Raw genomic sequence first — 23,354 nt, forward strand, 5'->3', positions numbered from 1 at the left:
GACTTGCCGCTTGGTATCACGACGTCGTCTACCGCGGTCTACCCGACGACGAGGAAAACAGCGCGCGTCGGGCCGAAGCCGACCTCAATGCCCTCGGACTAACGCCTGTTCTCGTCCGGGAGGTTTGTCGGTTGATCCGGCTAACCGCGTCTCACGACCCGGCAACCGGTGACCGCAATGGTGAAACCCTCTCCGATGCCGACCTGGCGATCCTCGCCGCACCACCCCACCGATACTCGGCCTACGTCGCCGCGGTTCGCGCCGAGTACACCCACGTCTCGGACGACTGCCTTCCGGGCTGGCCGGGCCAAAATCTTGCGCGCACTGCTTAGGGGACCCGCCATATACCAAACACCGCATGCCCGCGACAACTGGGAAACACGGGCACGTGCCAATCTAAGCAGTGAACTTGACGACCTAACACCACGCGATGCGAGGAATTGACCAAGAGCCAACGAAATATCAGTCGACTTCAGCCAGCGCCTCGGCCACCGCTGCCGAATCCAGTTGCGCCACTTCCAGGTACACCTCGGCGACGGCATCCAGGCGGCCCGGATCGGCCTCCGCGGCGGCCAGCCGAGAAGCCAGCCCGGCCACGGTGCGGGTGGCGAAGATATCGGCGACCACCGCGCCGGGTGCATCCAGCCAAGCGCGGATACGTGCCACCGCTGCGGTGGCTAGCACCGAATCCCCACCGAGAGCGAAGAAGTCGTCGTCGGCGCCCACCCGATCCGCGCCGAGCACCTCGGCAATGATCGCCGCCAACGCCCGCTGCAACGGCGTAGCCGGCTCGCGGTAGCCGTCGGAGGCCGCGACACCCGCGGCCAGCTCGGCAGTCACCGCGCGCCGGTCGATCTTGCCGGAGACGGTATAGGGAATCGCCGGAACCAGCACCAGTTGCCGCGGAATCATGTGCTCGGGCAGCGCTTCGGCCAGCCCGGAACGTAGCCCCGTCACGGTCAGCGCCGGATCGTCGGCCCGCACCGCGGCGGCCAGCACCTCACGCCCGGCCTCCGACAGCGCCACCGCCACCGCCTCGGCCACCCCGGGCAGCCGGCGCAGCGCGGCTTCGACCTCGCCGAGTTCGATGCGATACCCGCTGATCTTGACCCGGTGATCGGCGCGGCCGACGAATTCCAGGATGCCGCCAGGACGGTAGCGGGCCAGATCGCCGGTGCGATACCAGGTTCGGCCGTCATGCTCGACGAACTTCTCGGCGGTCAGGTCGGGCCGCCCCCGATACCCGGATGCGATACCGCGCCCAGCCACCCACAGCTCACCGGCCACCCAGTCCGGGCGGTCGGTCCCGTCGGCGCCGACGACGCGGCAGGCGATGTTGGGCAGCGGCGTGCCGTAGGGCACCGACGCCCAGTCGGCCGGCGGTTCGCCGTCGACCTCGCAGATGGTGGCGTGGATGGCCGTTTCGGTGGCCCCGCCCAGCCCGGCGAACCGCACTCCGGGCGCCAGGGCGGCAAAGCGGCGCGCCAGCTCGGGGCTCACCCAGTCGCCGCCGGTCAATACCGCACGCACCGAGGGCAGTTCACCCCCGACCGAAACCAGCATCTCCAGCGCGCCGGGCATCAAGTTGAGCACGCTGACCCCGTGCTGTCGCACCAGCCGCGCCCATATCTCGGGGCTGCGGCGATCGGCCTCGTCGACCATCACGATCGCTCCCCCGGCGCGCAGCATGGCGAAGACGTCGAGCACCGACATGTCGGCGTCCAAGGTGAGCAGTGCCAGGCTGCGATCGTCCGGCCCGAATCCGAAACGTGCGCTGAGGGTTTCGACGGTGTTCATCGCCGCGTCGTGGGTGAGCTCCACACCCTTGGGTTCGCCGGTGGACCCCGAGGTGAACACCACGTACGCCAAGGCACCCGGATCGGTCGTCACCGGGTCGGCCGCACCGGACTGCGCGATGGCCTCCCGGACGCTCACAGCCGGAATCGGCAGCGCCGGAATCGATTCCCCGGTTACCACCGCGACCGAGGCACCACCGAGATCCAGTATGCGGTCCACCCGCTCACGGGGCTGGTCGGCAGCAATCGGCAGATACACCGCCCCGGCGGCAAGAATGCCCAGCAGCGCCGGGATCTGCTCGGTGCCCTTGGGCCCCAACAGTGCCACGGTGTCGCCGGGCCGCACGCCGCGCTCACGCAACGTGTAGGTCACCGCCAGGGCCTGGTCACGCAGCGCGCCGTAGCTCAGCCCGCCCGAACCATGCAGCACGGCGGGCGCATCGGGCGCCAATGAGGCACGCCGAAAAAACCCGTCCTGCAAGGCTTCCCGGCTCGGTTCGGACATGCCGGCATTGACGACAGCACGCACCCGCGCCTGCGCAGCCGGCAGGGCAGCCGGCGCCGGTTCGTCCCAGCCGTCGCCGGCGGCCAGCCGGGTCAGGTCGGCGATGTGGTGGGCGAACATGGCGTCGATCACGCCGGGCGGGAACATCTCGTCGCGCACATCCCAATTCACCAGCACACCGCCGTCGAACTCGGTGACCTGAGCGTCCAGCAGCACCTGCGGGCCTTGGGAGATGATCCACACCGGGGTGCCGAACGTCTGGGTGACCTCCGGGGCGAACAACTCGCCGAGCCCGAGCGCACTGGTGAACACCACCGGGGCCAGCACCTGCGTGCCGCGGTGGCGGCCCAGATCCCGCAGCACCGCCAGCCCCGGGTAGTCGGCGTGCGCGGCGGCGGTCCGCATGGCGTCCTGCACGGCGTGGGCCCGTTGGGCACCGGTGGCGGCCGAGCCCAGATCCACATCCAGCAGCAGCGACGAGGTGAAGTCACCGACCAGCCGATCGACGTCGTCGTGCAGCGGATCCCGGCCGAACAACGGCACATTCAGCAGGAATCGCGGTCCGTCTGACCAGCAGGCCAGGGTGTGCGAGAACGATGCGGCCAGTGTCATGGCCGGGGTGACGCCGCGGGTGCGGGCGTGCCCGAACAGTGCGTCGCGGGTGGCCGGGTCCAGCCAGTGCCAGCGCCGGGTGCTGCGGCGCGGGTCGGCGGGAGCACCGGCCGGCGGCGGCAGCTTGGGCGGGTCGGGCAGGTCGGGGATGCGCTGCGTCCACCACTGCCGGTGGTTCTCGTCGGGCGCCCGGTCGGCCACCGCGTGGCGGTACTGCCGGTAGGTGTAGTCCAGTTGCGGCAGCGTCGCACCTCGGTAGGCGGCGGCCAGGTCGGCCATCAGGGTGCGGTAGCTCATCGCGTCGGCGGCTTGCATGTCCAAGTCGACGTGCAGCCGAGCGGTGCCATCCGGCAGCAGTGACACGGTGAGCTCGAAGACCGCCCCCTCGAGTTGCTGGTGGGATTTCGCCTCCCGGGTAGCGGCAAGACCCGCGGAAACGTCGTCGGCGCCCCTACCGCGCAGATCCTGCACCGCGACCGGCAGGCCGGCGTCGGGCCGGATCTGCTGGGTGCCGTCGGGCAGGAACTCAACGCGCAGCATCGGGTGTCGGGCCGCCAGCGCGTCGGCAGCGGCAGACAACAGCTCGGGATCGAGCCCCGGGCCGTCGAACTCGACGTAGAGGTGGCCGGCCACCCCGCCGAGCGCGACGTCGTCGTCGCGTCCCACCCACATGGCGTGCTGCATCGGAGCCAGCGGGAACGGTGCAGTCTCGTCGCCGGGTTCGGGGCCCGGGGTCGGCTGCGCTGCCGATGACGCCCCCGAGACCAGTGCCGCCCAGGCGGCGACGGTCGGTTCGGCAGCGAGCGTGGCGAAGTCGACGTCCAGGCCGCGGCGCCGCCACTGCCCGGCCAGGCTCATCATCCGGATGGAATCCAGGCCCTGTCCGACCAGATCAGCATCGCTGTCGAGGGCACCGGCCGGGACGCCGAGCAGCTCAGCGACCTGCGCGCGAATGTCGTCCGGCCCCACCCCGCCACCTTTCATTAGTGAAGGCTGCCCTAATTTCGTCGAAGCTACTCTATCTAGGTTCGGTCACCGCAAAGCTAGGGAGTCTCATGCACGGGTTCGTACCGTTTCCGGCCGAGCGGGCCGCCGCCTACCGCGCGGCCGGCTACTGGAGTGGCCGGCCGCTGGCATCGCTGCTTGACGACGCCGCCGAAAGCTGGCCGGACCGCGTGGCGGTCATCGATGCCACCACGACGCTCACGTATGCGCAGTTGGACGCGGCGGCCGAGAAGGCAGCGGCGGGCCTGCACGCGCTGGATATCAAGCCCGGGGATCGAGTGCTGCTGCAGTTGCCCAACAGCGCTGCCTTCGCAGTCGCGCTGTTCGGGCTGCTGCGGGTGGGCGCCATCCCGGTGCTGTGCCTGCCCGGTCACCGTGCCGCCGAGATCGGGCATCTGGCCGCGGTGAGCGATGCGGTCGGGATCGTGATCCCTGATGCCACTGCGGGTTTCGACTACCCGGCGATGGCCGCCGACCTGGGGCTGCGGCGCATCACCATCGACGACACGGCCGCCGGCCCGCCCGCACCACGTTGCAGCCCCGATCCGGCCACCCCGGCGGTGCTGCTGGTCTCCGGCGGCACCACCGGCCTGCCCAAGCTGATCCCCCGCACCCACAACGACTACGTCTACAACGCCACCGCCAGCGCCCAGCTGTGCGAGCTGACCACCGAGGACGTCTACCTGGTGGCGTTGCCGGCCGCCCACAACTTTCCGCTGGCCTGCCCGGGCTTGTTGGGCGCCATGTCGATGGGTGCGACCACCGTCTTCGGCACCGATCCCAGTCCCGAGGCGGCATTCGCCACCATCGCCCGCCACCGGGTGACCGTCACCGCGCTGGTGCCGGCACTGGCCACGCTGTGGGCGCAGGCCTGCGATTGGGAACCGCAGAAGCCGACGACGCTGCGATTGCTGCAGGTGGGCGGCGCCAAGCTGGCCGCAGCCGACGCCCGCCGGATTCGGGAGGTAGTGACCCCGGGCCTGCAGCAGGTGTTCGGCATGGCCGAGGGCCTGCTCTGCTACACCCGGCCCGGCGATTCCGCGGAGGTGCTGGACACCACCCAGGGTCGGCCACTGTGCGCCGACGACGAGGTGCGGGTGGTGGACGAGGACGGCGCCGAGGCGTCCGAGGGTGAGCTGATGGTGCGCGGGCCGTACACGATCAACGGCTACTACAACGCAATCGAGGCGAATGAACGATCCTTCAGCCCCGACGGCTTCTACCGCAGCGGCGACCGAGTCCGCCGCCTGCCCAACGGCTACCTGGAGGTGACCGGGCGGATCAAAGACGTCATCGTCCGCGGCGGCGAGAACATCGCGGCCGACGAGCTGGAGGCGCATCTGCTGAGCCATCCGGCGATCCGATCGGCTGCCGCGGTCGGCCTGCCGGACCAATACCTGGGCGAAAGGGTCTGCGCTGCAGTCGTTTTCAATGCTCCTCCGCTGACGCTTGCAGAGCTGAACAGCCATCTCGAAGCCCAAGGCGCGGCCACCCATGTCCGGGTCGATCAGCTTGCGCCGCTACCGGCACTGCCCACGACCGCGGTCGGCAAGATCGACAAGAAGGCGATCGTGCGGCAGGTGGGGCACCCGGCTTAACCTCGTTCGACGACGTTGTCGAACCCGGAGGTTTGTACCTCCGGATTCCCGGAGCGGTAGGTCACCCGGTTGTTGAGGCCGGATGCCGTGACCTTGGGCGTCGAATCGACAGTGATGACGTTGCCGATTCCCGACACCGTCAGGTCGCCGCATGGCCCGGTGAGCACCACCGTGTTGCTGACACCGCTTACGGAGACCTTGCGGCCGACGCAGGCCAGTGTCTTGTTCTCCCCGGCCCCGGAAATGATGATGGTGGCGGCGCTGTCGGGCACCGGGACGGCCGGGGGCGCCGCGACGGGCGGCTCTGGGGCCTCGACCGGCGCGGCCGGCGGCTCCGGTGCCGCGCCGCTGGGCATGGCCGGGTGCCCCGGCGTGGTGTTCGTCGAGCTGCCGGCGATCAGGAACACGGCAGCGGCGGCACCGACGGCGAACACCGCCGCCATCGCACTGACCGCAACGGCGATTCTTCGTCGGACGCGAAGCGCCGGCAGCACCTGCCCCTCGGTGCCGGCGGACGGCACGGTCAGTTCCGCGGCCCTGGCGAAGTCCGACAGCGGGCGCTCCAGATCCCGAATCCGGGCTTCCGGGTCGTCGTCGGCGTTCACACCTGCGATGATCGCACAACCGACGCGATGGCGGTGGGCCGTTGCGCCCGGCTCCGGCGCGCTTGCGACCGCCGCTACCCGGTGTGGATCTGCCAACCGGCGGCGTCGTTCTGCTGCCGCCAGAACTCGTCGAAACGCCCACCGGCGGAACGCAATTCCTCAATGGTGCCGTCTTCGACGATCTGGCCGTCGTCGAGGAACAGTACCCGATCGGCCTGGGCGATACTGGCCAGCCGGTGCGCGACGATAACCCGGGTGCGGGGCCGCAGCTCGGCGCTCAACGCGTCGACGATCGCCGCCTCGTTCTCGGTGTCCAGCGCGCTGGTCGCCTCGTCGACCAACAGCACCGGCGCCGGTTTGAGCAGCGCGCGGGCGATGCTGACCCGTTGGCGCTCACCGCCGGACAGCGCACTCCCGGCCTCCCCCACCGCGGTATCGGCGCCGTCGGGCAGCCGGCCGGTCAGCTCATCGACCCGGGCGAGTTCGACCGCCCGGCCGAATGCTTGCGGATCCGCGCCGGGATCACCGACCAGGACGTTGTCGCGGATCGTGCCGTCCAACAGGTAGGGATGCTGGAACACCATGCTGCTCGCCGCGCGCCGCGCCGCGGCAGTCAGCCCGGCGGCGTCGGCCCCGTCGAGCAGGACCCGGCCGCCGGTCGGTTCGTGCAGGCCGGCGATAAGGGCCAGAACCGTGCTCTTACCCGAACCAGACGGTCCGACGATCGCGGTCGTGGTGCCCGGCTCCAACACAAAACTGACCCGGTCGAGCACCGGGGCGCCGGCGTCGTAGCCGAAGGTGACATTGTCGAACTCGATGCGCGGCGCCGTGTCGGTTAGCCCGCCGTCTCCCACCGTCAGGGCCGGTGCGGTGAGCACGGCCCGGATCCGTTCCAGGCTGGCCCGCGTCGATTCCAGGGCCGGCGCCAGCTCACTGATGGCGGTGAAGGGTTCCAGATAGCGGGCGATCACGACGATCAGCGCGATGGCTTGTGGAACGCTCAAGGTGCCGGTCACGGTCAGCGCGGTGGTGGCGCCGGCAAGCAGGATCAGCGCCCCCTGGCTGGCCAGACTGAACAACAGCTGACCCGGAATCTGCATGCGCAGCAGTCGCATTGCCGCGCCGTGTTGGGCGGCCAGGGCCGCACCGACGGTGCTGCGTTCGGGTTCGACCCGCCGTGCCGCGCGCAGCGCCTGCTGGGTGCGGGCGAACTCGATGATGCGTTCGGTCAGCGCGGTGTTGGCCTCCCCGGCGGCGGTGTCGGCGCGGGCGCTGAGCCGGTTGGCCGCCCACAACGCGCCTAGCAGCAGCGGCACCCCGCCCAGGGCGGCGACACCCAGCTGCCACGACACCCCGAGCAGCGCCACCGCGATCGCCGGTGGCAGCAGGATGGCGCTGAGCAGCGGGGTCAGCAGGTTGACGACCAGGCTGACGAGTTCGGGGCCGGTGGCGGCGATCGCCTGCCGCGCGGTGGCGGTGTTGTCGGGGGTGAACCAGCCCAACCGGATCGTCGGCAGCCGGTCGGCCACGTCGTGTTGGGTGTGGTCGAGGACGGCGAATCCGAGAGCGAATCCGATTCGCGCGCAGGCGAAGTCAATGAGCCAACCGGCCACGGTCGCCACCGTGAGCCAGCCCAGCCAGGTCAGTGCGTGCCGCGGGGTCTCGGAAAACAGCGCGGCCACCAGCGGCACCAGCAGGACAGTGCCCACCGCCCGCACCGCCACCGACAACAACGTCAGCGCGGTGTAGCCGAGTACCCGGCCGCGGCGCTCGTGCGGGATCAGCTGGATCAGGGTGCGGATCACGGTGCCGCCTCCGCTCCAGCGGTTACCGCCCGCCGCCCGGTCTCCCACAGCTGCAGGTAGCGCCCGCCCGCGGCCAGCAACTCCTCGTGGGTGCCCTGTTCGGCGACGGCGCCATGGTCGAGCACCACGATCTGATCGGCGCCGGTGATCGTGTGCAGCCGGTGGGCGATGACGAGCACGGTGCGATCCTTGGTCAGCCGGTTCAGGGCCTGCTGCACCAGGTATTCCGATTCGGGATCGGCGAAGGCGGTGGCCTCGTCGAGGATGAGCACCGGAGTGTCGGCGAGGATGGCGCGGGCGATGGTGAGCCGTTGGCGCTCACCGCCGGAGAGCGCGGCGGCGGCACCCAGCACGGTGTCATAGCCGTCCGGCAATCGCAGGATGCGCTCGTGGATCTGCGCTTCGCGGGCGGCGGCCCACACCTGCTCGTCGGTCGCATCCGGAACCGCCAGCGCGATGTTGTCCCGCACGCTGCCGTGCACCAGCTGGGTCTCCTGCAGCACGAAACCGACCCGGCGGTAGAGCTCGTCGGCGGTCAACGACCGGATGTCCTGCCCGTCAACCAGAATCGAGCCGGACTCGACATCGTGGAAGCGGGCCAGCAGCGCAGCCAGGGTGGACTTGCCCGATCCCGACGGCCCCACCAGCGCGGTCACCGTGCCCGGCCGCAGCGTCAGCGACACCTCGGAGATCACCGGCACACCCGGGCGGTAGCCGAAGCTGACGGACCCGAAGCGCACCGTGCCGGGCTGCGTCTGCGCCGGCGCCGATTCCGGCTCACCCACTACCAGTTCGGGCTCGTCCAGGGCGATCTGCAGCCGCCGCGCCGCCAGCATGCCGCCGCGGATACCGCCGACGCCCAGCCCGATGCCCAGCAGCCGGGCACCGAAGGTGCTGCCCAGCAACAGGAACGGCAGCAGGCTCACCGGGTCCATCCGGCCGGCCACGATCAGTGGGACGCCGGTCAGCACGATCAGCCACAGGAAGGTCGACGGGCGGGTGACCAGGTCCATCAGCGTCTTCTTGCCGACGAACGGGCGCTGCCAGGACACCAGGAAGTCGATGTAGTCGTCGAGGCGGCGACGGAAGGTCGACGCGGCCGCCCCGCCGAACACCCGGATCACCGGCTGGCCCTCCAGGTAGGTGCCGGCTTCGCCGTTCATCCGTTCCGCCCAGCGCACGGCCTGGCTGATCTTGGGCCCGGATTGGGTCGTCATCACCGACATCAGCACCAGGTAGACCAGCACCGGAACGAACAACACCAGCGCCACCCGCCAATCCACCGCGAACAGGTAGACCAGCACCGCCACCGGCGCGACGACCGCAGCGACGGCATCGGGGATGGCGTGGGTGACCAGATAGTGCAGGGACAGGGTGTCGTCGGCGACGAGTTGTTTGATCGATCCGGATCCGCGGGCGGTGAACCAGCCCAGCGGCAGCCGGGCCATCTTGCCCAAAAGCCGGTTGCGTAAACCGCTGGCGAAGCGGGCGTCGACCACATGCAGCCACAGCGTCAGCCCCGCGCCCAGCAGCGTCCCCAGGCCGAGCAGCGAGACCGCCGCGATGCCGACCGTCCACAGCCGTGACTCGTCGGCACCGGAAACCAGCAGCCGGGCCAGCTCCACCAGCAGGACGAACGGGGCCAGCTGCAGCAGCGTGATCACGGCCTGCAGCACGCCGGAGACGATCAGCGGCGCTTTCAGCGGGGCGAGCAGCCGGCCCGCGGCCTGCGCGCGCCACTCCCCCTTGGCGTTGACTCTGCGCTCAGCAGGGGGCTCACTCGCACTTTCCTCTGGTGGCGGCAGAGTCAACGAGGGAAGCTCGCGTTGCGTGCCCATGGCGCGGCCGGCATTCCAGTAGGCCTGCGCGTGAATCTCGGATTTTGGGAAGCCGAACTCGTCACGCAGCCGCGCCCGCAAAGCCTTCAACGTCGCGGCTTCCGGTGTCGCCCAGGCATACCAGTCCGACCAGTCGCGGGCTTCGATGGCGGCGGCCAGGGAGTTCGCATCCCGGCGCGGCACCCAGTGCACCCGCAGGCGGGGATGCTCTTGCAGCGGGATCAGCAGGTCGTTGTCCTCGCGCTGTTCGAGGTACAGCTCGATCGGCACATCGGACGGGACGGCTCCGATGATGCCGTTGATGCCCGGAATGGAGGCCGAGTCCCCCAGCAACAGGTAACCGGCGGGCTGCGCGTCGGCGTCCGGCACCTCGAAGCGCGACGAGCCCATCAGCGACATCGCCGCGATGCGCGCTCCGGGTTCGACGGTGCGCGCCCAAAGGGTCGCGGGCCCGGCCGGTTCGTGCAGCACCATGTCCACCGCGAAGCGTCCGGTGGCCGCATCCCCCTCGGCGATGGTGTAGGCACGCTGGAACTCGGTGCTCGAGCCGTCCGGGTCCGGGAACCAGAACCGCAGCCAGGCAGTGGGTTCGACGGTCGCGTCGGTGAACAAGGTCGGTGAATGCATCCACACTCGGATGCAGTGCGGAGCGATCCAGCTGGTTTCGAGCACCGTCGCGACGTGGTCCCGGGCGCCGAAGCCCCGCAGTATCGCGCCCTGCAAACCGCGCGCCATCAAGGTCCTTTCGCCTACGGTTTCCCGCCCCGCGGGGTGAGACCCGGTACTCGCGCCGCCAAGCCCGACCTAGGTTACCCTACCCTCACTAAACCGAACAGGGCCTCGGGGTAGGCTCACCGTTCGTTATGACTGACGCCGCCGCCATCCTGCCCCGCGAGCTCACCGACATATCCGACGAGGTCCGCAGCGTCCCGGCACCTCCGATCCCGGTATTGGCCGACCCCTACGCGATCCGGGTGGCCGACCCCGATGCCGACGCGGAGATGGTCGCCGAGTGGATGAGCCGGCCGCATCTGGCGCAGACGTGGGAGTCCGCCTGGCCGGCCGCGCGCTGGCATGCCTACCTGAGCGCCCAGGTCGCCGGCAGCTACTCGCGGCCGTTGATCGTCAGCCGCAACGGGGAAGACGGCGGCTATGTCGAGATATACCGGGGCGCAAAGGATTGCATCGCCACCCGCTATGCCGCACATCCCTACGATCTGGGTGTTCATGCCGCGGTCGCTGATCTGGCGGTGGTCAACCGCGGGTTCGCCGCGATCCTGTTGCCGCGCGTGATGGCCAGCGTGTTCGACCTCGAACCGCAGTGCCGGCGGATGATGTTCGACCCCGAGTACCGCAACACCGCCATGCGACGGCTGGCCGAGTACGTAGGGGGCACCTTCCTCGGCGAGCACGACATGAGCAATCGACGGATGGCGCTCTACGCGGTGCTGCGCTACCCCGACGACCCGCTGTCGAACAGCTCGGCGTAACCGTCGTAGTCCGGGCGCATCCCGGCGGCCACCAGTTCCCAGAGCACCTCATCGGTGCCGCCGCCCACCCGGGCCAGCTTCATGTCGCGCCACCAGCGCCCGATCGGCGTCTCGTCGACCAGGTAGCCGGCGCCGCCGAAGAGGTGCATGCACTCCGCGATCACCTCTTCGCCCAGCCGCGCCGCGGTGACCTTCATCGCCGCGGAGGTCCGTAGGTCGAGCCGGCCCTCGGCGGCGAAACCGTTGAGCCCGTGCCGAAGTAGATCGACCCGGGCCTGCAGGTCGGCCAGCCGCAACCGCAGCGCCTGATGCTCGAACAGGCTGGCGCCGAACTGCTTGCGGTGCATCATCCGGGCATGGGTGATGCCCAGCACCTTCTGACACGACGAGGCGACCTGCCCGGAGATCGACATGCGTTCGTGCGCCAGCCCCCAGGAGATCGCGGCCAGTCCGGTACCCGGGCGGGCGATCAGGGCGTCGGCCGGCACCCAGGTGTCGATGTCGACCGGGGCGGTGTCCAGCGGGGCCGCCCCGACCTTGCTGAACGGCGCGTGCACCTGCACCTGCGCGGTCGGCACCGCGACCATCATGACGTTGCCGTGCCGGCTGTTCTCGTCGTGGTCCATGCTGCGCGCCAGCACCAGGATGTGGTCGGAGATGGGCGACAGCGAGACGAACTTCTTGCGGCCGCGCACCTCGAAACCGTCACGCAAGGAACGAACTTCGGTCTGCACCCGCTGTAAGTCCGATCCGCCGGACTCCTCCGAGGCGCCGATGCACAGCACCGCTTCACCGCGGATGGCCTGCTGGCAGATGTCTTTGAGGTACTCCGACCGCCCGAACCGATGCAGGATCGCGATCGACGAGTCCTGCAAGCTCACCCCGACGCCGATGCCGGCCGACCCCAGCCGCCCCAGCGCGTAGGCCAGCTCCACCAGCTTGGCCACGTCGGTGGGCGCCGCGTCAGCCCATTTCCGGGTGAAAACCCCTGCCTGCCCGAGGTGTTCGATCAGTTTGCGGGGGAAGCGCCCACTGACCTCGGCCTCCGCGGTCCACTCCACCACCTGCTGGTCGAAGACCTCGTCAAGCAGATTGCGATAGGCATCGTCAGTCACGTCATAACCTCCAGGTTGCGTTTGACCTCGAGCCGCCGCAACTTGCCCGACGACGTTCGGGGCAGCGAGCCGGGCGTCAGGAACACCACCTTGGCCGGCACCACCCCGCATTCGGATGCGACCCGGGAGACCAGGTCGCTGCGGGCGCCGGCCTCGTCGGGGCCCCGGAATTCGGCGACGACGATCAGCGCCGGGCGGACGTCGTCGGTGGCCTCACTGGTTCCAAAGGCCACCACCGCGCCCTCCCGCACGCCACGGATCTCGGCGGCGACCCGTTCGATCTCGGTGGGGAACACGTTGCGTCCGGCCACCGAGATGATCTCCTTGGCGCGACCACAGACCACCAGGCCCTCATCGGTGAGGTAGCCGAGATCGCCGGTGGCGAACCAGGACTCCGGATCGTGGGCCGGTTCGCCGACGTAACCGGACATCATCGAGGTGCCGCGGATCTCGATCTCGCCGACGTCGCGTCCGGGTTGGCCGGCATCGTGACCGGGGGCCGGGGCGATCCGGACCTGCATACCGGGGATCGGCACCCCCAGGAGCGCGTGTCGGCGCACCGCGTCTGCGGCGCCGGCGATCTCGTCATACCGCAGACCGGTGCCCGGTCGCGGCGCGGTCACCGCGCAGGTGGCCTCCGCCAGGCCGTAGGACGGGGTGACCGCACCCGGGTCGAAACCGAACTTCGCGCACTCGGTGACGAACCGCTGCAACGCCGCGCAGTCGACGGGTTCGCCGCCGTTGATCGCCACCCGCACCCGGCCCAGGTCGACGTCCGGTATCCGGCGCGCATATTTGCCCAGCACGCTGTAGGCGAAGTTCGGCGCCGCGGTCATGGTCGCGGCGCTCTGGTGCAGCCAGGTCAGCCAGCGAAACGGCGACGCCGCAAAGGCCGCGGTAGGCGCCAGCCACATCGGCGACCCGGACAACGCGCCGCTGAGCAGGAACGTCAGCCCCATGTCGTGGTACAGCGGCAGCCACGAACAACCGACGTCGGCGGACGCGTCGACGTCGACGTGGGCCAGCAGTCCGGCGACGTTGCTCAGCACCGCGGCCGGCGACAACTGCGCGGTGCGCGGGGTTCCGGTGGACCCGGCCGTGCCCTGCAGCACCGCCGGCACCTCCGGTGCGCCGGGCACCGGCGTGAAGGCGGCCGAACGCTCGGTGGCGGCGGCGGCGACGTCGTGCACCGCGGCGCCGGCATCGTGCTCAGCCAGCAACGGCAGCGGTGCGCCTTGGCTGAAGACCGTGTCGACACCGATGCCGCGGAACCGGCTCAAAGTCGCGTGGGCCCACTGCTGTGGATCGGAGCCGCGGACGGGCCCGGGCAGTATCGACACGCTGCGTCCGGCCAGCCAGGCCCCCTGGATCGCGGCGACCAGCTCGACGGTCGGCTCCCCGACCAGTCCGACCGCGCCGGGGCGATCTGAGTCGAGGATCGTCGATGCCACGCCCTGCGCGCGCGAGTGCACCTGCGCCCACGGGTGATGCTGCCAAGTGCCGCTGCCCTGATCGAAGATCACCAGGTCCTGGTCCGAGGCGGTCATCGCCCTGGTCAGGGCGCTTGCCAGCACGCTCACGCGTCGGCGGGCACTTTCGCCCGGATGGCGGCCTCGAGGTCGCCGACCGTGTCACACGTCAGCAGGTCTTCCTCGGACAGGGCCACCCCGAGCCGGTCCTCGATGGCCACCATGCCGATCGCGAAGGCCACGGAGTCCAGGCCCACGTCGTCGACCAGCCGGGACTCCGCAGTCACCCGATTGAGGTCGACACTCAGGTCGTCGCGCAGGATCTGACGCAGCGCGGCGCTGACGGCATCGGTCGGCGAAGAACTCATGTCGAGGGACGCTACACGACCACTGAAAGTAAGGTTAGCCTTACCCTAGTTTGTGACGGTCGACACACGGTTAGGTAAGGCTTGCCTGTTGAGTAAGAATCTGCCTAAGGTAGCCCAGCGTTCTACCCGCACAGCAACCTCATACCAGATGAGGTCACAATAAGGAGAAGCAATGAAGCTCGCCCTCGCGGACGGCTCCCTCGATCGCGTTCCCGCACCTGACTTTCTTCCGACGACCCGCACCAACCGGCTCCTGGCCGTCGGTGTCGCCCTGGCCGGCGCCGGCGTGATCGCCGTCAACCCGGTCGCACCGCTGATCCCGGTGGCGGGCCAACAGCCCGCCGTGCAGCTCACCGGCACCTGGGACACCGCCGCCGACAACTGGGCGAGCCTACAGGAGATCTTCGCGGCCAACCCGGACCCGCTCGGCAACGCCATCGGCGAGCTCACCTCGTACTACGGCGATGTCGCCAGTAACAGCATCAAGGACTCGCTGGCCGGCGTCGAAGGCATCTGGTCCGGTTTGGGCGGCGCCAAGGGCCTGGAGACGATCCTGCCGCAGGTCATGGAATTCCTTCAGCAGGGCGACACCAGCAACGCCTACAACCTGATCAACATCGACATGTTGTTCAACATGCAGAACATCTTCCAGCCGCTGTTCGACCACACCCCGCGCGGCAGCGAGGTCGAGGTGCCCGGAATCTTCAGCATGGGCCCCGACCTGACTCGCGTCATGGCCAACGTGCAGGACGTGTTCTTCGGCGACTACAGCTTCTGGAAGGAGAGCGCCAAGTACCTGATGGAGCCGTTCATCGGCATGCAGTACGCGCTGGCGGACAGCCTGGGCGACACCGGTGACCACGTGGCGCAGGACCCGTTCGATGCGCTGCTCAATGGCTACGTGCCGTGGGACGTCCCGGCCGGCTCGGAGGCCGAAGAGCCGCACGCCGCGTTCATCGGCCTGCTCACCGCGGACGGCACCTTCGCCTACCTGTTCGACAAGCTGCCCAGCATGATCGCCGACGCGCTCACCGCCAACCTGCCGGTGGACGAGGCCGTGGATCCGGACCTCGGTGCCTCGCTTGCCGATCCCAACCTGTTCGACCTGGACTGGCTCACCGGCCTCTTCAGCTAGCTTTAGCCCCTGCGCGAGCGTGCGCGCCCCCGGCCAACACGCCGAGGAATCCTCCGGGATTGCGCACGCTCGCGCAGGAATTGGGCCCCGCCCAAAACATTGCCATTGACTAATGTCACCATTGGCAGTTGACTTGATCACATGATTCTCGGGCGATCGCCGAAACGCAGCCATGGAGCCTCCGCGGTCGTCACCGGCGCCGGCAGCGGCATCGGAGCCGCATTCGCCCGTGAACTCGCCCGCCGCGGCAGCGCCGTGGTCTGCAGCGACATCGATGACACCGCTGCGCAACGCACCGTCGACGCAATCGCCGCCGCGGGCGGACGTGCCACCGCCGTGCATTGCGACGTCTCGCAACTCGACGACGTCACCGCACTGTCCGACGCCGCGCAGTCCTGGTTCGGGCGCCCACCCACCCTGGTGATCAACAACGCCGGCGTCGGCACCGGCGGCCGGTTGATCGGGGACATGTCACTGGACGACTGGAACTGGACCCTGAGCATCAATTTGTGGGGCCCGATCCACGGCTGCCACGTGTTCACCCCGGTCCTGCGCGAAGCGGCTAGCGACCACCCGCGCGGGATCATCAACGTCGCCTCCGCGGCCTCGTTCGGCGCCGCCCCGGAGATGGCGGCCTACAACGTCAGCAAGGCCGGGGTGCTGTCGCTGTCGGAGACCCTGGCCGCCGAGCTGTCGGGCACCGGAATCGGCGTGACCGTGCTGTGCCCGACGTTCGTCAAGACCAACATCGTCGAATCCGGCCGCAGCACCGCACGATCCAGCGACACCGCGAACGCGTTGATGCGCTGGACCGGGATCTCCGCCGCCCGAGTGGCCCGGGACTGTCTGAACACCCATGACCGCGGCGGCTTGTACTGCATGCCGCAACTCGACGCAAAAATCGGTTGGAACGTCAAACGATTGGCGCCCGAGACGTTCACCCGAACCATCGGGCTGGCATTCCGGGCCGGTGCAGCACTGACCGACAACGCCGACTGAAGGAGGACGAGATGGCCATCGACATGGACGTGATGCTCGCCAAGATCAAGGACCGGCAGTGGGCGCTGGCCGACATCGACTGGGACGCACCGGGAGCCGAATTGATCCGGCCCGAGATGGTGCCCAAGCTCAAGAAGTTCATGGCCGACCTGTGCTGGATCGAGAACGTCGGCGCACGCGGCTTCGCGGCCATGGCCCGCAAGGCGCCCACCAAAACGCTGGCCGAGATCTACCGGTACTTCCACGCTGAGGAGCAGCGGCATGCCAATGCCGAGCTGGCGCTGATGAAGCGCTGGGGCATGCTCGACGACGGCGAAATCCCCGAGCCCAACGTCAACATCCGGATGGCGATGCAGTGGCTCGACGAGTACTCCGACGACCTGCCGCTGTCGGTGCTGGGCACCGTCATCCCGATGCTGGAGGTGGCACTCGACGGCGCGCTGCTCAAGTTCCTGCTCGACGAGGTCGACGACCCGGTCTGCCACCAGGTGTTCGAGAAGATCAACAACGACGAATCCCGCCATATCGCCCTCGATTTCGAGGTGCTGGAGCTGATCGGACATGCCGATGCCCGCCGGCTGGCCATCGAGTTCGTCGGCACCGTCGCCTCCCCGTCACTGATCATCGGCGCGCTGATCTCGATTCCACTGCTCAACCGGATCCGCAACGAGATCATTGGCATGGGACTCGATCCCCAGCGACTCTACTCGGCGCTGATGCGCTTCCAGCAGTTCGGCGAACGCGGCGAACACACCCGGCGGGTACCGGCCTACCAGGTGGTCAAGCGCTACTCGAACTGGTTCGCCAACCCGGACAGTCCCTATCATCTGCTGGCCAATCCCGCAGCATGGCTGTCGGGCTTTTACCCCAAGCGGCTGCTCAAGCCCATTCCGAGCTGGTTCAAAGAGCTCACCCACGAACCGGCGGCCTGACGTGGCCCGGGCGCACGTCTATCAGACGCTGATCGTGGGCGCCGGCTTCTCCGGGATCGGTGCGGCGATCAAGCTGGCCGAAGCCGGCATCGGCGACGACGAGATCGTGATCCTGGAGCGCAGCGACCGGGTCGGCGGCACCTGGCGCGACACCCGCTATCCCGGTGCGGCATGCGATATTCCATCGTTGCTCTACTCGTTCTCATTCGTCGCCAACCCGGGCTGGTCGCGGGCGTATCCGTCGGCCGGTGAGATCTATCAGCACATCGAGGACATGGTCGACCGGTTCGGCCTGCGCCGCCACATCCGGTTCAACACCGAGGTCACCGGACTGGTGTTCGACGAGCAGGCCGGCCTCTGGGCCGTCACCGCCGGGCGCAGAAAGTTTCGGGCCCGCACCGTGGTGCTGGCGTCAGGCCCGCTGCCCGATTCGAGCTTTCCGGCCATCCGCGGCCTGGAAACCTATGCCGGCCACAAGATTCACAGCGCCCGCTGGGATCACGACTACGACTTCGCCGGCAAGAAGGTCGCGGTCGTCGGCACCGGTGCCAGCGCGGTGCAGATCATCCCGGAACTGGTCGAGCGGGCCGGTTTCGTCAAGGTCTTCCAGCGCACCCCGGGCTGGGTGATCCCGCGGCTGGACATCGCCATGCCCCCGGTGGTGCAAGAGTTGTTCGCGAAAGTTCCTGCCGCCCAGCAGCTTACCCGCCAGGCACTGTTCTGGGGACACGAAGCCAGTGCCACCGCGCTGGTCTGGAACACCCCGCTGAGCGGGTTAGTGGCCCGACTCGGGAAAGCTCACTTGCGCGCGACCGTCAAGGATCCGTGGCTGCGTCGCCAGCTCACGCCGGACTTCACTCCGGGCTGCAAGCGCATGCTGATCTCCAGCGACTACTACCCCGCCCTGCAGCGCGATAACTGCAAGCTCATCGACTGGCCGATCGCCACGCTGAGCCCGGCCGGCATCCGCACCAGCGACGGGGTGGAGCACCACCTGGACGCCATCGTCTTCGCCACCGGCTACGACGTGCATCTGACGGGCCCGCCGTTTCCGGTCACCGGGCTGGCCGGCAGATCGCTGGCCGCCGACTGGAGCCGCGGCGGCCAGGCGTTCAAGAGCATTCAGGCGCACGGATATCCGAACCTGTTCTTCATGACCGGCCCCAACTCCGGCCCGGGCCACAACTCACTGCTGGTGTATGTCGAAGGCCAGCTCGACTACCTGGTGCGCGCCGTCAGCGCCATCCGCACCGGGGACCTGCGCTACCTCGACGTCCGCGAAGACGTGCAGCGCCGTCACAACGAGCAGCTCCAGCACCGGCTGCGCAAGACGACCTGGATGTCGGGCTGTCGCAGCTGGTATCTCACCGAGGACGGCTTCAACGCCTCGATGTACCCGGGGTTCGCGACGCAGTATCTTCGGCAGATGCGCACCTTCCGGCTCGCCGACTACCACGCGGTGGCATGACCGCACCGGATCGTCCCCCTAAGGCCGACTCCATCGCCGGCGTACTGGCGAACCTGCGCAAAGTTCCCCGGCGGGTGCGGCGCGAGTCCCGCGAGGTGATCGAAGCCGCGGTGACCCAGCTGTTCGAAGTCGTGGTGCGTCACCCGGGCGGCAGCACGGCGTCGCGCGAATACCGGATCGACGATCTGGCCCGGATGGCCGGCACCACCACCCGCAACGTCCGGGTCTACCGGGACCGGGACCTGTTGCCGCCGCCGCGGCGGGTCGGCCGGGTGGCGCTGTTCAACGACACGCACCTGACGCGGTTGCGACTGATCACCTCGATGCTCGATCGCGGCTACACGATCGCGCACGTCAAGGAGATGATCGGCGCCTGGGAGCAGGGCAAGGACCTCGGCGACATCCTGGGGCTGGAGAGCGCGATCGCCGGCAGCTGGACCACCGAGCGGCCCCACACTATGCCGCGCGCCGACGCTGAGCGGCTGATCGACGACCCGCAGGCATTGCGCCGGCTGGTCGAACTCGGCGTGATCCGCCTCGACGGGGCCGACGGCTCCCGGGCCACCATCACCCGGCCCAAGCTGATCGAGGCGTTCAACGAGATCCGCGGATACGGCATCGGCGTCGACAAGCTCATCGACCTCTACGAGCAGACGCTGCCCCATATCGACGCGATCAGCCAGCTGCTGGTGCGCGCCGGCGCCGAGCATGTGCTCACCCGAGTGCAGCCCGGTGCACCGCTGCCGGCCGACACCGAGATCGCCGAGTTGATCGGCATGCTGGTCCGGTTTCGCACCCAGGCCGTCGCGTCGGTGACCGCCACCCTGGCGTCATCGATCGAGTCGACCATCGAGTCAATGGTCACCGGCCTGCTGGCCGAGTCCCTGCAGCACTGATAGGGCTCGGATGCGGCGGTCCCAGCTTCGCCTCTCCTCCGTCGAGCCTCGCTGAACCGCCGGGTCAGGCCAGGGCGAGGAACAGCTTCTCGAGCTCATCCTCGGTCAGCGGAGCGTTGCCGCTGCCGGACTGGCCGGCGATGCATTCGCGCAGCCCGCTGGCCACGATCTTGAAACCCGCCCGGTCCAGGGCACGCGAGACCGCGGCCAGCTGGGTGACCACATCCTTGCAGTCTCGGCCGCTCTCGATCATCGTGATCACCCCGGCGAGCTGGCCGTGCGCGCGGCGCAACCGGTTCAACACTGACTTGACGCTGTCGTCGTCGCCAACCACATGAGCTCCTCTCCGCTAGAGACCCACGATACCCGGCGGGGTATCACCGCGCCGGGAAGGCGGTTCAGCGGCGCGCGATCAGATACGGCGCCAGCGTCGCCAGCTTCTCGCAGGTCTCCTCGAACTCCCGCTCCGGACGGGAGGCGTCGATGACGCCCGCGCCCGCCCGCAGCCAGGTCCGCCCGTCTTGCTCGTAGGCAGCCCGCAGCGTCAACGCGGCGTCCAGCCCGCCGTCGGCCGAAAACATCACCACCGCGCCGGAATACAAACTCCGCGGGCACTCGTCGAGCCGCAGGATGGCCTCGATCCCCGGCGCTTTCGGGATGCCCGAGGCGGTGACCGCCGGAAACAGCGCCACCAAAGCGTCCATCCGGTTCCGCGCGGGATCCAACCGCCCCGACACCGTGGAGCCCAGGTGCTGGACGCTGCCCCGCTCCCGCACCGTCATGAAGTCGGTGACCGCGGCACTGCCGGGTTCGGCCACCTCGGCGATCTCCTCCATCGAGGTGCGCACCGAGATCGCATGCTCCACGATCTCCTTGGCGTCGGATTCCAGCTCGGCGCGAACCGGCCCGTCGACCGCGGGATCGCCGCTGCGCGCCCGCGTCCCGGCCAGCGGCTCGGTGACCACCACGCCGTCGTCACGCACCTCGGCCACCAGTTCCGGGCTGTAACCGAGCGCTCGAATACCGCCCAGCCGCAACAGAAACGACCGGGCCGGGGTGTTGTGCCGCCGGCCCAGCCGATAGGTCGAGGGGAAGTCCAGCGTGAACGGCACGTCGACGCAGCGCGACAGGATCACCTTGCGGTAGGCGCCGGCGCAGATCTCGCCGACGGCGGTGGCCACCCGGCCGCGATAACCGGCGGCGTCGGCATCCACCGCGATCCGGGAGGGGTCGGCTAATACCGGGACGCCGTCGGCCAGCAGTTGCTCCAGCACCGCGGCCTCCCGGTCACCGGCACCGAACATCTCGACCTGCGCGGCGGTGACCACGATCCGGGTCCGGGGCCAGAGCACCCGCGCCAGCGCGGTTCCCGGTGCCAGGCGATCCTGCAGCCCGAAACGGTAGGTGCCGAACTCGAACGCGACCCAGCCGAACACCTGCTCGGCCTCCAGCAGCAGCCGGTCGACAGCTTCGCCGAGCACCGCGGACGGGTGGCCGCGCCAGTGCTGGCGTTGCACTACTCCATCGCGGATGGTGCGCAACTCGTCGGTGTCCAGTTCGACGGCAGCGCGCACGCCCGTAGCCAGCGTCCAGGTTCCGCACCGCTCGTAGAGCAGGTACTCCTCGCCATCGCGTTCCGGGAGTGCCGCCGCCAGCGCCGCCGCGAGGTCGGCCGGCCCGACGCCCGGCGGCAGCGGCACCGATAGATTTTCGGAGGCTGTTTCGACACCGAGCTCGGTCACGGTTAGTAAATGTAGCCTAACCTATTAAATCCCGCGCGCCCTGGCCCCGTTAACCCGGCGCGCAGCTTCAGCCGGGCATCAGGGCCAGCAGTTTCGCCCGCGCCTTGACCCGCAGTTGGTGGAACTTCGACTTGCGCTGCCGCTCCATCTCCGCGGTCATCTGCTCGCCCAGGTCGTGCAACTCGGCGTCGGACAGCTCGAACGGCGGCGGTGGCGGTATCAGGTCGCGCTCCTCCTCGTCGGCGTGGGCCTCCAGGACGGTGAGGAAGGAATTCCACTCGTCGACGTGGTGCGGCGAACCGGCCGGAGTGCGCAGCGCCACCGCGAGCTGGTCGTAGATCTGCCGGTGCTCGGCGTGCGCGATCGCGATCAGCCGGCCGGCCGCCGCCAGCGCCGGGTAGTAGATGTCGTCCTCGATGCGCATGTGGATGGTGAACTCGCGCAACAGCTCATCGAGGATTTGCTGTCGTTCGGGCGATCCGACCGGCGCGGCCTTGAACCTGGCCCCCAGGCCGCGCAGCACGTCGTGGTGTTCCCGCAACACGTCGTAGGCGTTGCTCACCGGGCGATCTCCTTCACATCCGAGATTTTCGGGCACGGCAGCGGCTGCACGGTCAGGTGCTTCTCGCGGGCCACGCCGAGCGGGCTCGGAGCGCCGTTGCGCAGTTCGACCATCCCGTTGCGCAGCCGCGCCTGATAGCAGGGCAACGGCGCAGCAGCGGGACCGCGGACCACCTCGCCGGTCCGCGCGTTGAATTGCGAGCCGTGCCAGGGGCATACGACCCGGCCGCGGTCGACCCAGCCGTCCTCCATCGGCGCTGCCAGGTGCGGGCACAGCCCGGCGAACGCCGATACCGTCTCGCCGTCGCGGCACACCACCACGCCCACACCGTCTACCTCGACCCGCTTGAGTTTCTGGTCGGCCGGCAGTTCCGCCTCCGGAAGCACCGGTGTCCAGTCCGCGATGCGCAGCCGCTCACCGGACTGGTCCATACCGATGCCGGATCCGAACACCAGCGCGCCGCCCAAAAAGCCGCTGGCACTGGTGATTCCGTAGCCGACCGCACTGGTCACCACACCGCGAAGGTGCCGGCCGCGGCGCCGGTCCCGCCAGGACTGGATGTACAGGCCGGTGGCGATCAGGTTCAGCACACCGTGCACCAGACCGATCCGACGGTCCTTCTCGTGGGTGTGCTGCCAGTCGGTCACCCCGGTGGCCGCCGATGCGAAGTTGGCCAGGATGCCCAGTCCCAAAGCCCGCTCGGCGAATCGGGCCGCATCGCGTGTCTCGGTCGCGGCTTGGCCGGGCAGCAGGCTCAGCGCGTCCAGCGCCACTGTCGTCCCGATCGCGCCGGTGGTCAACGATGCCAGCGGCGGATGCACCGGATGACCGAGCCAGACGCCGTTCAACAGGTTGGTCACCCGGTTGCGGGCTCCGCCGAACGCGTTGAACACGAAGCTGAGCATGTGCTCCAGCCGGTAACTCGGCCGGTCCATCCACTGCTGGCGCCCGAGGAAGTCCAGCACCCGCCTGCCGGCGCCGTACGCGCGGCCATCGGCACACGGTGCCCGATCCTCGGCGCATGACGCCCGGCCCTCGGCGCACGACACCCGTTGAACTGCCATCCCGTCAACCCTCCCACGACGCTCGTAGTCACTCGCCATTTGCGGAATTATCACCCGAACAGTACCCGTATATGCGGCACACAATAAGTGGACTCTTCGCTATTGCTACATGGTCCATCCGCAGCGCCGGCGATATCTCGCCAAGATTCCACACATCGGGCGAAATCTGTTTTATACCAGCTGGTTTCAATTGTAGCATGAGAGGCCGGGGCCTCCGTTCCGGCGGACCTTCCGGCCCACAGCAGCCGTAGCTGTGAATCCGATGACAATAACGGCGCGGAACCGGATATACGGTTTTTGGTGGAGCCGCCGGCGCCGGTGGCGCCGCGCGCCGCAGCCCCCGGTCGCAG

At 69.0% G+C, this 23,354-nt stretch carries 17 protein-coding genes and 1 pseudogene; 7 read left to right on the forward strand and 11 right to left on the reverse strand.

What is annotated here, in order from left to right; all coding sequences use genetic code 11:
* Positions 1–462: 462 nt before the first annotated feature.
* Positions 463–3,897 (reverse strand): non-ribosomal peptide synthetase, encoded by a 3,435-nt coding sequence (locus A5771_RS02720; RefSeq protein WP_064853662.1) that lies wholly within the window; start codon positions 3,895–3,897, stop codon positions 463–465.
* A gap of 71 nt (positions 3,898–3,968) precedes the next feature.
* Between A5771_RS02720 and A5771_RS02725 the strand changes: the two genes are divergently transcribed.
* Entirely contained in the window at positions 3,969–5,516 is a 1,548-nt protein-coding gene (locus A5771_RS02725; protein WP_109400999.1) for a (2,3-dihydroxybenzoyl)adenylate synthase, read from the forward strand.
* On the opposite strand, the gene A5771_RS02730 is transcribed toward A5771_RS02725, so the two are convergent.
* The 3 genes from A5771_RS02730 to A5771_RS02740 form a co-directional block, all read right to left on the reverse strand.
* Positions 5,513–6,121 carry a DUF3060 domain-containing protein gene (locus A5771_RS02730; RefSeq protein ID WP_064853663.1) on the reverse strand — a complete coding sequence of 203 codons (609 nt, stop codon included), beginning with the start codon at positions 6,119–6,121 and terminating at the stop codon, positions 5,513–5,515. The genes A5771_RS02725 and A5771_RS02730 overlap by 4 nt on opposite strands.
* 74 nt (positions 6,122–6,195) lie before the next feature.
* Positions 6,196–7,926, reverse strand: coding sequence for an ABC transporter ATP-binding protein (locus A5771_RS02735; RefSeq protein WP_064853706.1), 1,731 nt, complete (start codon positions 7,924–7,926; stop codon positions 6,196–6,198).
* Positions 7,923–10,499 (reverse strand): ABC transporter ATP-binding protein/permease, encoded by a 2,577-nt coding sequence (locus A5771_RS02740; RefSeq protein WP_064853664.1) that lies wholly within the window; start codon positions 10,497–10,499, stop codon positions 7,923–7,925. The genes A5771_RS02735 and A5771_RS02740 overlap by 4 nt, the downstream gene beginning before the upstream one ends.
* Positions 10,500–10,627: 128 nt before the next feature.
* On the opposite strand from A5771_RS02740, the gene A5771_RS02745 reads away from it, so the two are divergent.
* Entirely contained in the window at positions 10,628–11,254 is a 627-nt protein-coding gene (locus tag A5771_RS02745; RefSeq protein ID WP_064853665.1) for a GNAT family N-acetyltransferase, read from the forward strand.
* Here A5771_RS02745 and mbtN read toward each other — a convergent pair.
* The 3 genes and pseudogenes from mbtN to A5771_RS02760 form a co-directional block, all read right to left on the reverse strand.
* Positions 11,218–12,369 carry a mycobactin biosynthesis acyl-ACP dehydrogenase MbtN gene (mbtN, locus tag A5771_RS02750; protein ID WP_064853666.1) on the reverse strand — a complete coding sequence of 384 codons (1,152 nt, stop codon included), beginning with the start codon at positions 12,367–12,369 and terminating at the stop codon, positions 11,218–11,220. The genes A5771_RS02745 and mbtN overlap by 37 nt on opposite strands.
* On the reverse strand, positions 12,366–13,949 hold the full coding sequence (mbtM, locus tag A5771_RS02755; protein ID WP_064853667.1) for a long-chain-fatty acid--ACP ligase MbtM: 1,584 nt from the start codon (positions 13,947–13,949) through the stop codon (positions 12,366–12,368). Before mbtM ends, mbtN begins: the two co-directional genes overlap by 4 nt.
* Positions 13,946–14,209, reverse strand: a pseudogene (locus A5771_RS02760) (acyl carrier protein); the annotation flags it as partial. The gene mbtM and the pseudogene A5771_RS02760, both read right to left, overlap by 4 nt.
* A 169-nt stretch (positions 14,210–14,378) precedes the next feature.
* On the opposite strand from A5771_RS02760, the gene A5771_RS02765 reads away from it, so the two are divergent.
* From A5771_RS02765 to A5771_RS02785, 5 genes are all read left to right on the forward strand, one after another.
* Positions 14,379–15,341, forward strand: coding sequence for a hypothetical protein (locus A5771_RS02765; protein ID WP_234782918.1), 963 nt, complete (start codon positions 14,379–14,381; stop codon positions 15,339–15,341).
* A 141-nt stretch (positions 15,342–15,482) separates the two neighbouring features.
* A complete protein-coding gene (locus A5771_RS02770) occupies positions 15,483–16,340 on the forward strand; it encodes an SDR family NAD(P)-dependent oxidoreductase (protein ID WP_064853669.1) in 858 nt (285 codons plus the stop codon).
* Between the two features lie 11 nt (positions 16,341–16,351).
* Positions 16,352–17,272, forward strand: a complete 921-nt coding sequence (locus A5771_RS02775; protein ID WP_064853670.1) for a hypothetical protein — start codon at positions 16,352–16,354, stop codon at positions 17,270–17,272.
* 1 nt (position 17,273) lies between these two features.
* Positions 17,274–18,740 (forward strand): flavin-containing monooxygenase, encoded by a 1,467-nt coding sequence (locus A5771_RS02780; RefSeq protein ID WP_064853671.1) that lies wholly within the window; start codon positions 17,274–17,276, stop codon positions 18,738–18,740.
* A complete protein-coding gene (locus A5771_RS02785; protein ID WP_064853672.1) occupies positions 18,737–19,636 on the forward strand; it encodes a MerR family transcriptional regulator in 900 nt (299 codons plus the stop codon). Before A5771_RS02780 ends, A5771_RS02785 begins: the two co-directional genes overlap by 4 nt.
* 64 nt (positions 19,637–19,700) lie before the next feature.
* On the opposite strand, the gene A5771_RS02790 is transcribed toward A5771_RS02785, so the two are convergent.
* The 4 genes from A5771_RS02790 to A5771_RS02805 all read right to left on the reverse strand — a co-directional run bounded on the left by A5771_RS02790 (position 19,701) and on the right by A5771_RS02805 (position 22,875).
* Positions 19,701–19,970 (reverse strand): metal-sensitive transcriptional regulator, encoded by a 270-nt coding sequence (locus A5771_RS02790; protein WP_064853673.1) that lies wholly within the window; start codon positions 19,968–19,970, stop codon positions 19,701–19,703.
* 64 nt (positions 19,971–20,034) lie between these two features.
* Positions 20,035–21,378 carry a salicylate synthase gene (locus tag A5771_RS02795; protein WP_064853674.1) on the reverse strand — a complete coding sequence of 448 codons (1,344 nt, stop codon included), beginning with the start codon at positions 21,376–21,378 and terminating at the stop codon, positions 20,035–20,037.
* A 67-nt stretch (positions 21,379–21,445) separates the two neighbouring features.
* Positions 21,446–21,940, reverse strand: a complete 495-nt coding sequence (locus tag A5771_RS02800; RefSeq protein ID WP_064853675.1) for a hemerythrin domain-containing protein — start codon at positions 21,938–21,940, stop codon at positions 21,446–21,448.
* Positions 21,937–22,875 carry a Rieske 2Fe-2S domain-containing protein gene (locus tag A5771_RS02805; protein WP_064853708.1) on the reverse strand — a complete coding sequence of 313 codons (939 nt, stop codon included), beginning with the start codon at positions 22,873–22,875 and terminating at the stop codon, positions 21,937–21,939. Before A5771_RS02805 ends, A5771_RS02800 begins: the two co-directional genes overlap by 4 nt.
* Between the last annotated feature and the right edge of the window lie 479 nt (positions 22,876–23,354).

Source organism: Mycolicibacter sinensis (assembly GCF_001667375.1).
In the GTDB taxonomy this organism is placed as follows: Bacteria; Actinomycetota; Actinomycetes; order Mycobacteriales; family Mycobacteriaceae; genus Mycobacterium; species Mycobacterium sinense_A.

Excerpts from the sequence above, each read along its gene's own strand:
- A5771_RS02720 (WP_064853662.1), bottom strand. The coding sequence starts at position 3,897 with ATGAAAGGTGGCGGGGTGGGGCCGGACGACATTCGCGCGCAGGTCGCT.
- A5771_RS02725 (WP_109400999.1), top strand. The coding sequence starts at position 3,969 with ATGCACGGGTTCGTACCGTTTCCGGCCGAGCGGGCCGCCGCCTACCGC.
- A5771_RS02740 (WP_064853664.1), bottom strand. The coding sequence starts at position 10,499 with ATGGCGCGCGGTTTGCAGGGCGCGATACTGCGGGGCTTCGGCGCCCGG.
- A5771_RS02745 (WP_064853665.1), top strand. The coding sequence starts at position 10,628 with ATGACTGACGCCGCCGCCATCCTGCCCCGCGAGCTCACCGACATATCC.
- A5771_RS02765 (WP_234782918.1), top strand. The coding sequence starts at position 14,379 with ATGAAGCTCGCCCTCGCGGACGGCTCCCTCGATCGCGTTCCCGCACCT.
- A5771_RS02770 (WP_064853669.1), top strand. The coding sequence starts at position 15,483 with ATGATTCTCGGGCGATCGCCGAAACGCAGCCATGGAGCCTCCGCGGTC.
- A5771_RS02775 (WP_064853670.1), top strand. The coding sequence starts at position 16,352 with ATGGCCATCGACATGGACGTGATGCTCGCCAAGATCAAGGACCGGCAG.
- A5771_RS02785 (WP_064853672.1), top strand. The coding sequence starts at position 18,737 with ATGACCGCACCGGATCGTCCCCCTAAGGCCGACTCCATCGCCGGCGTA.
- A5771_RS02805 (WP_064853708.1), bottom strand. The coding sequence starts at position 22,875 with ATGGACCGGCCGAGTTACCGGCTGGAGCACATGCTCAGCTTCGTGTTC.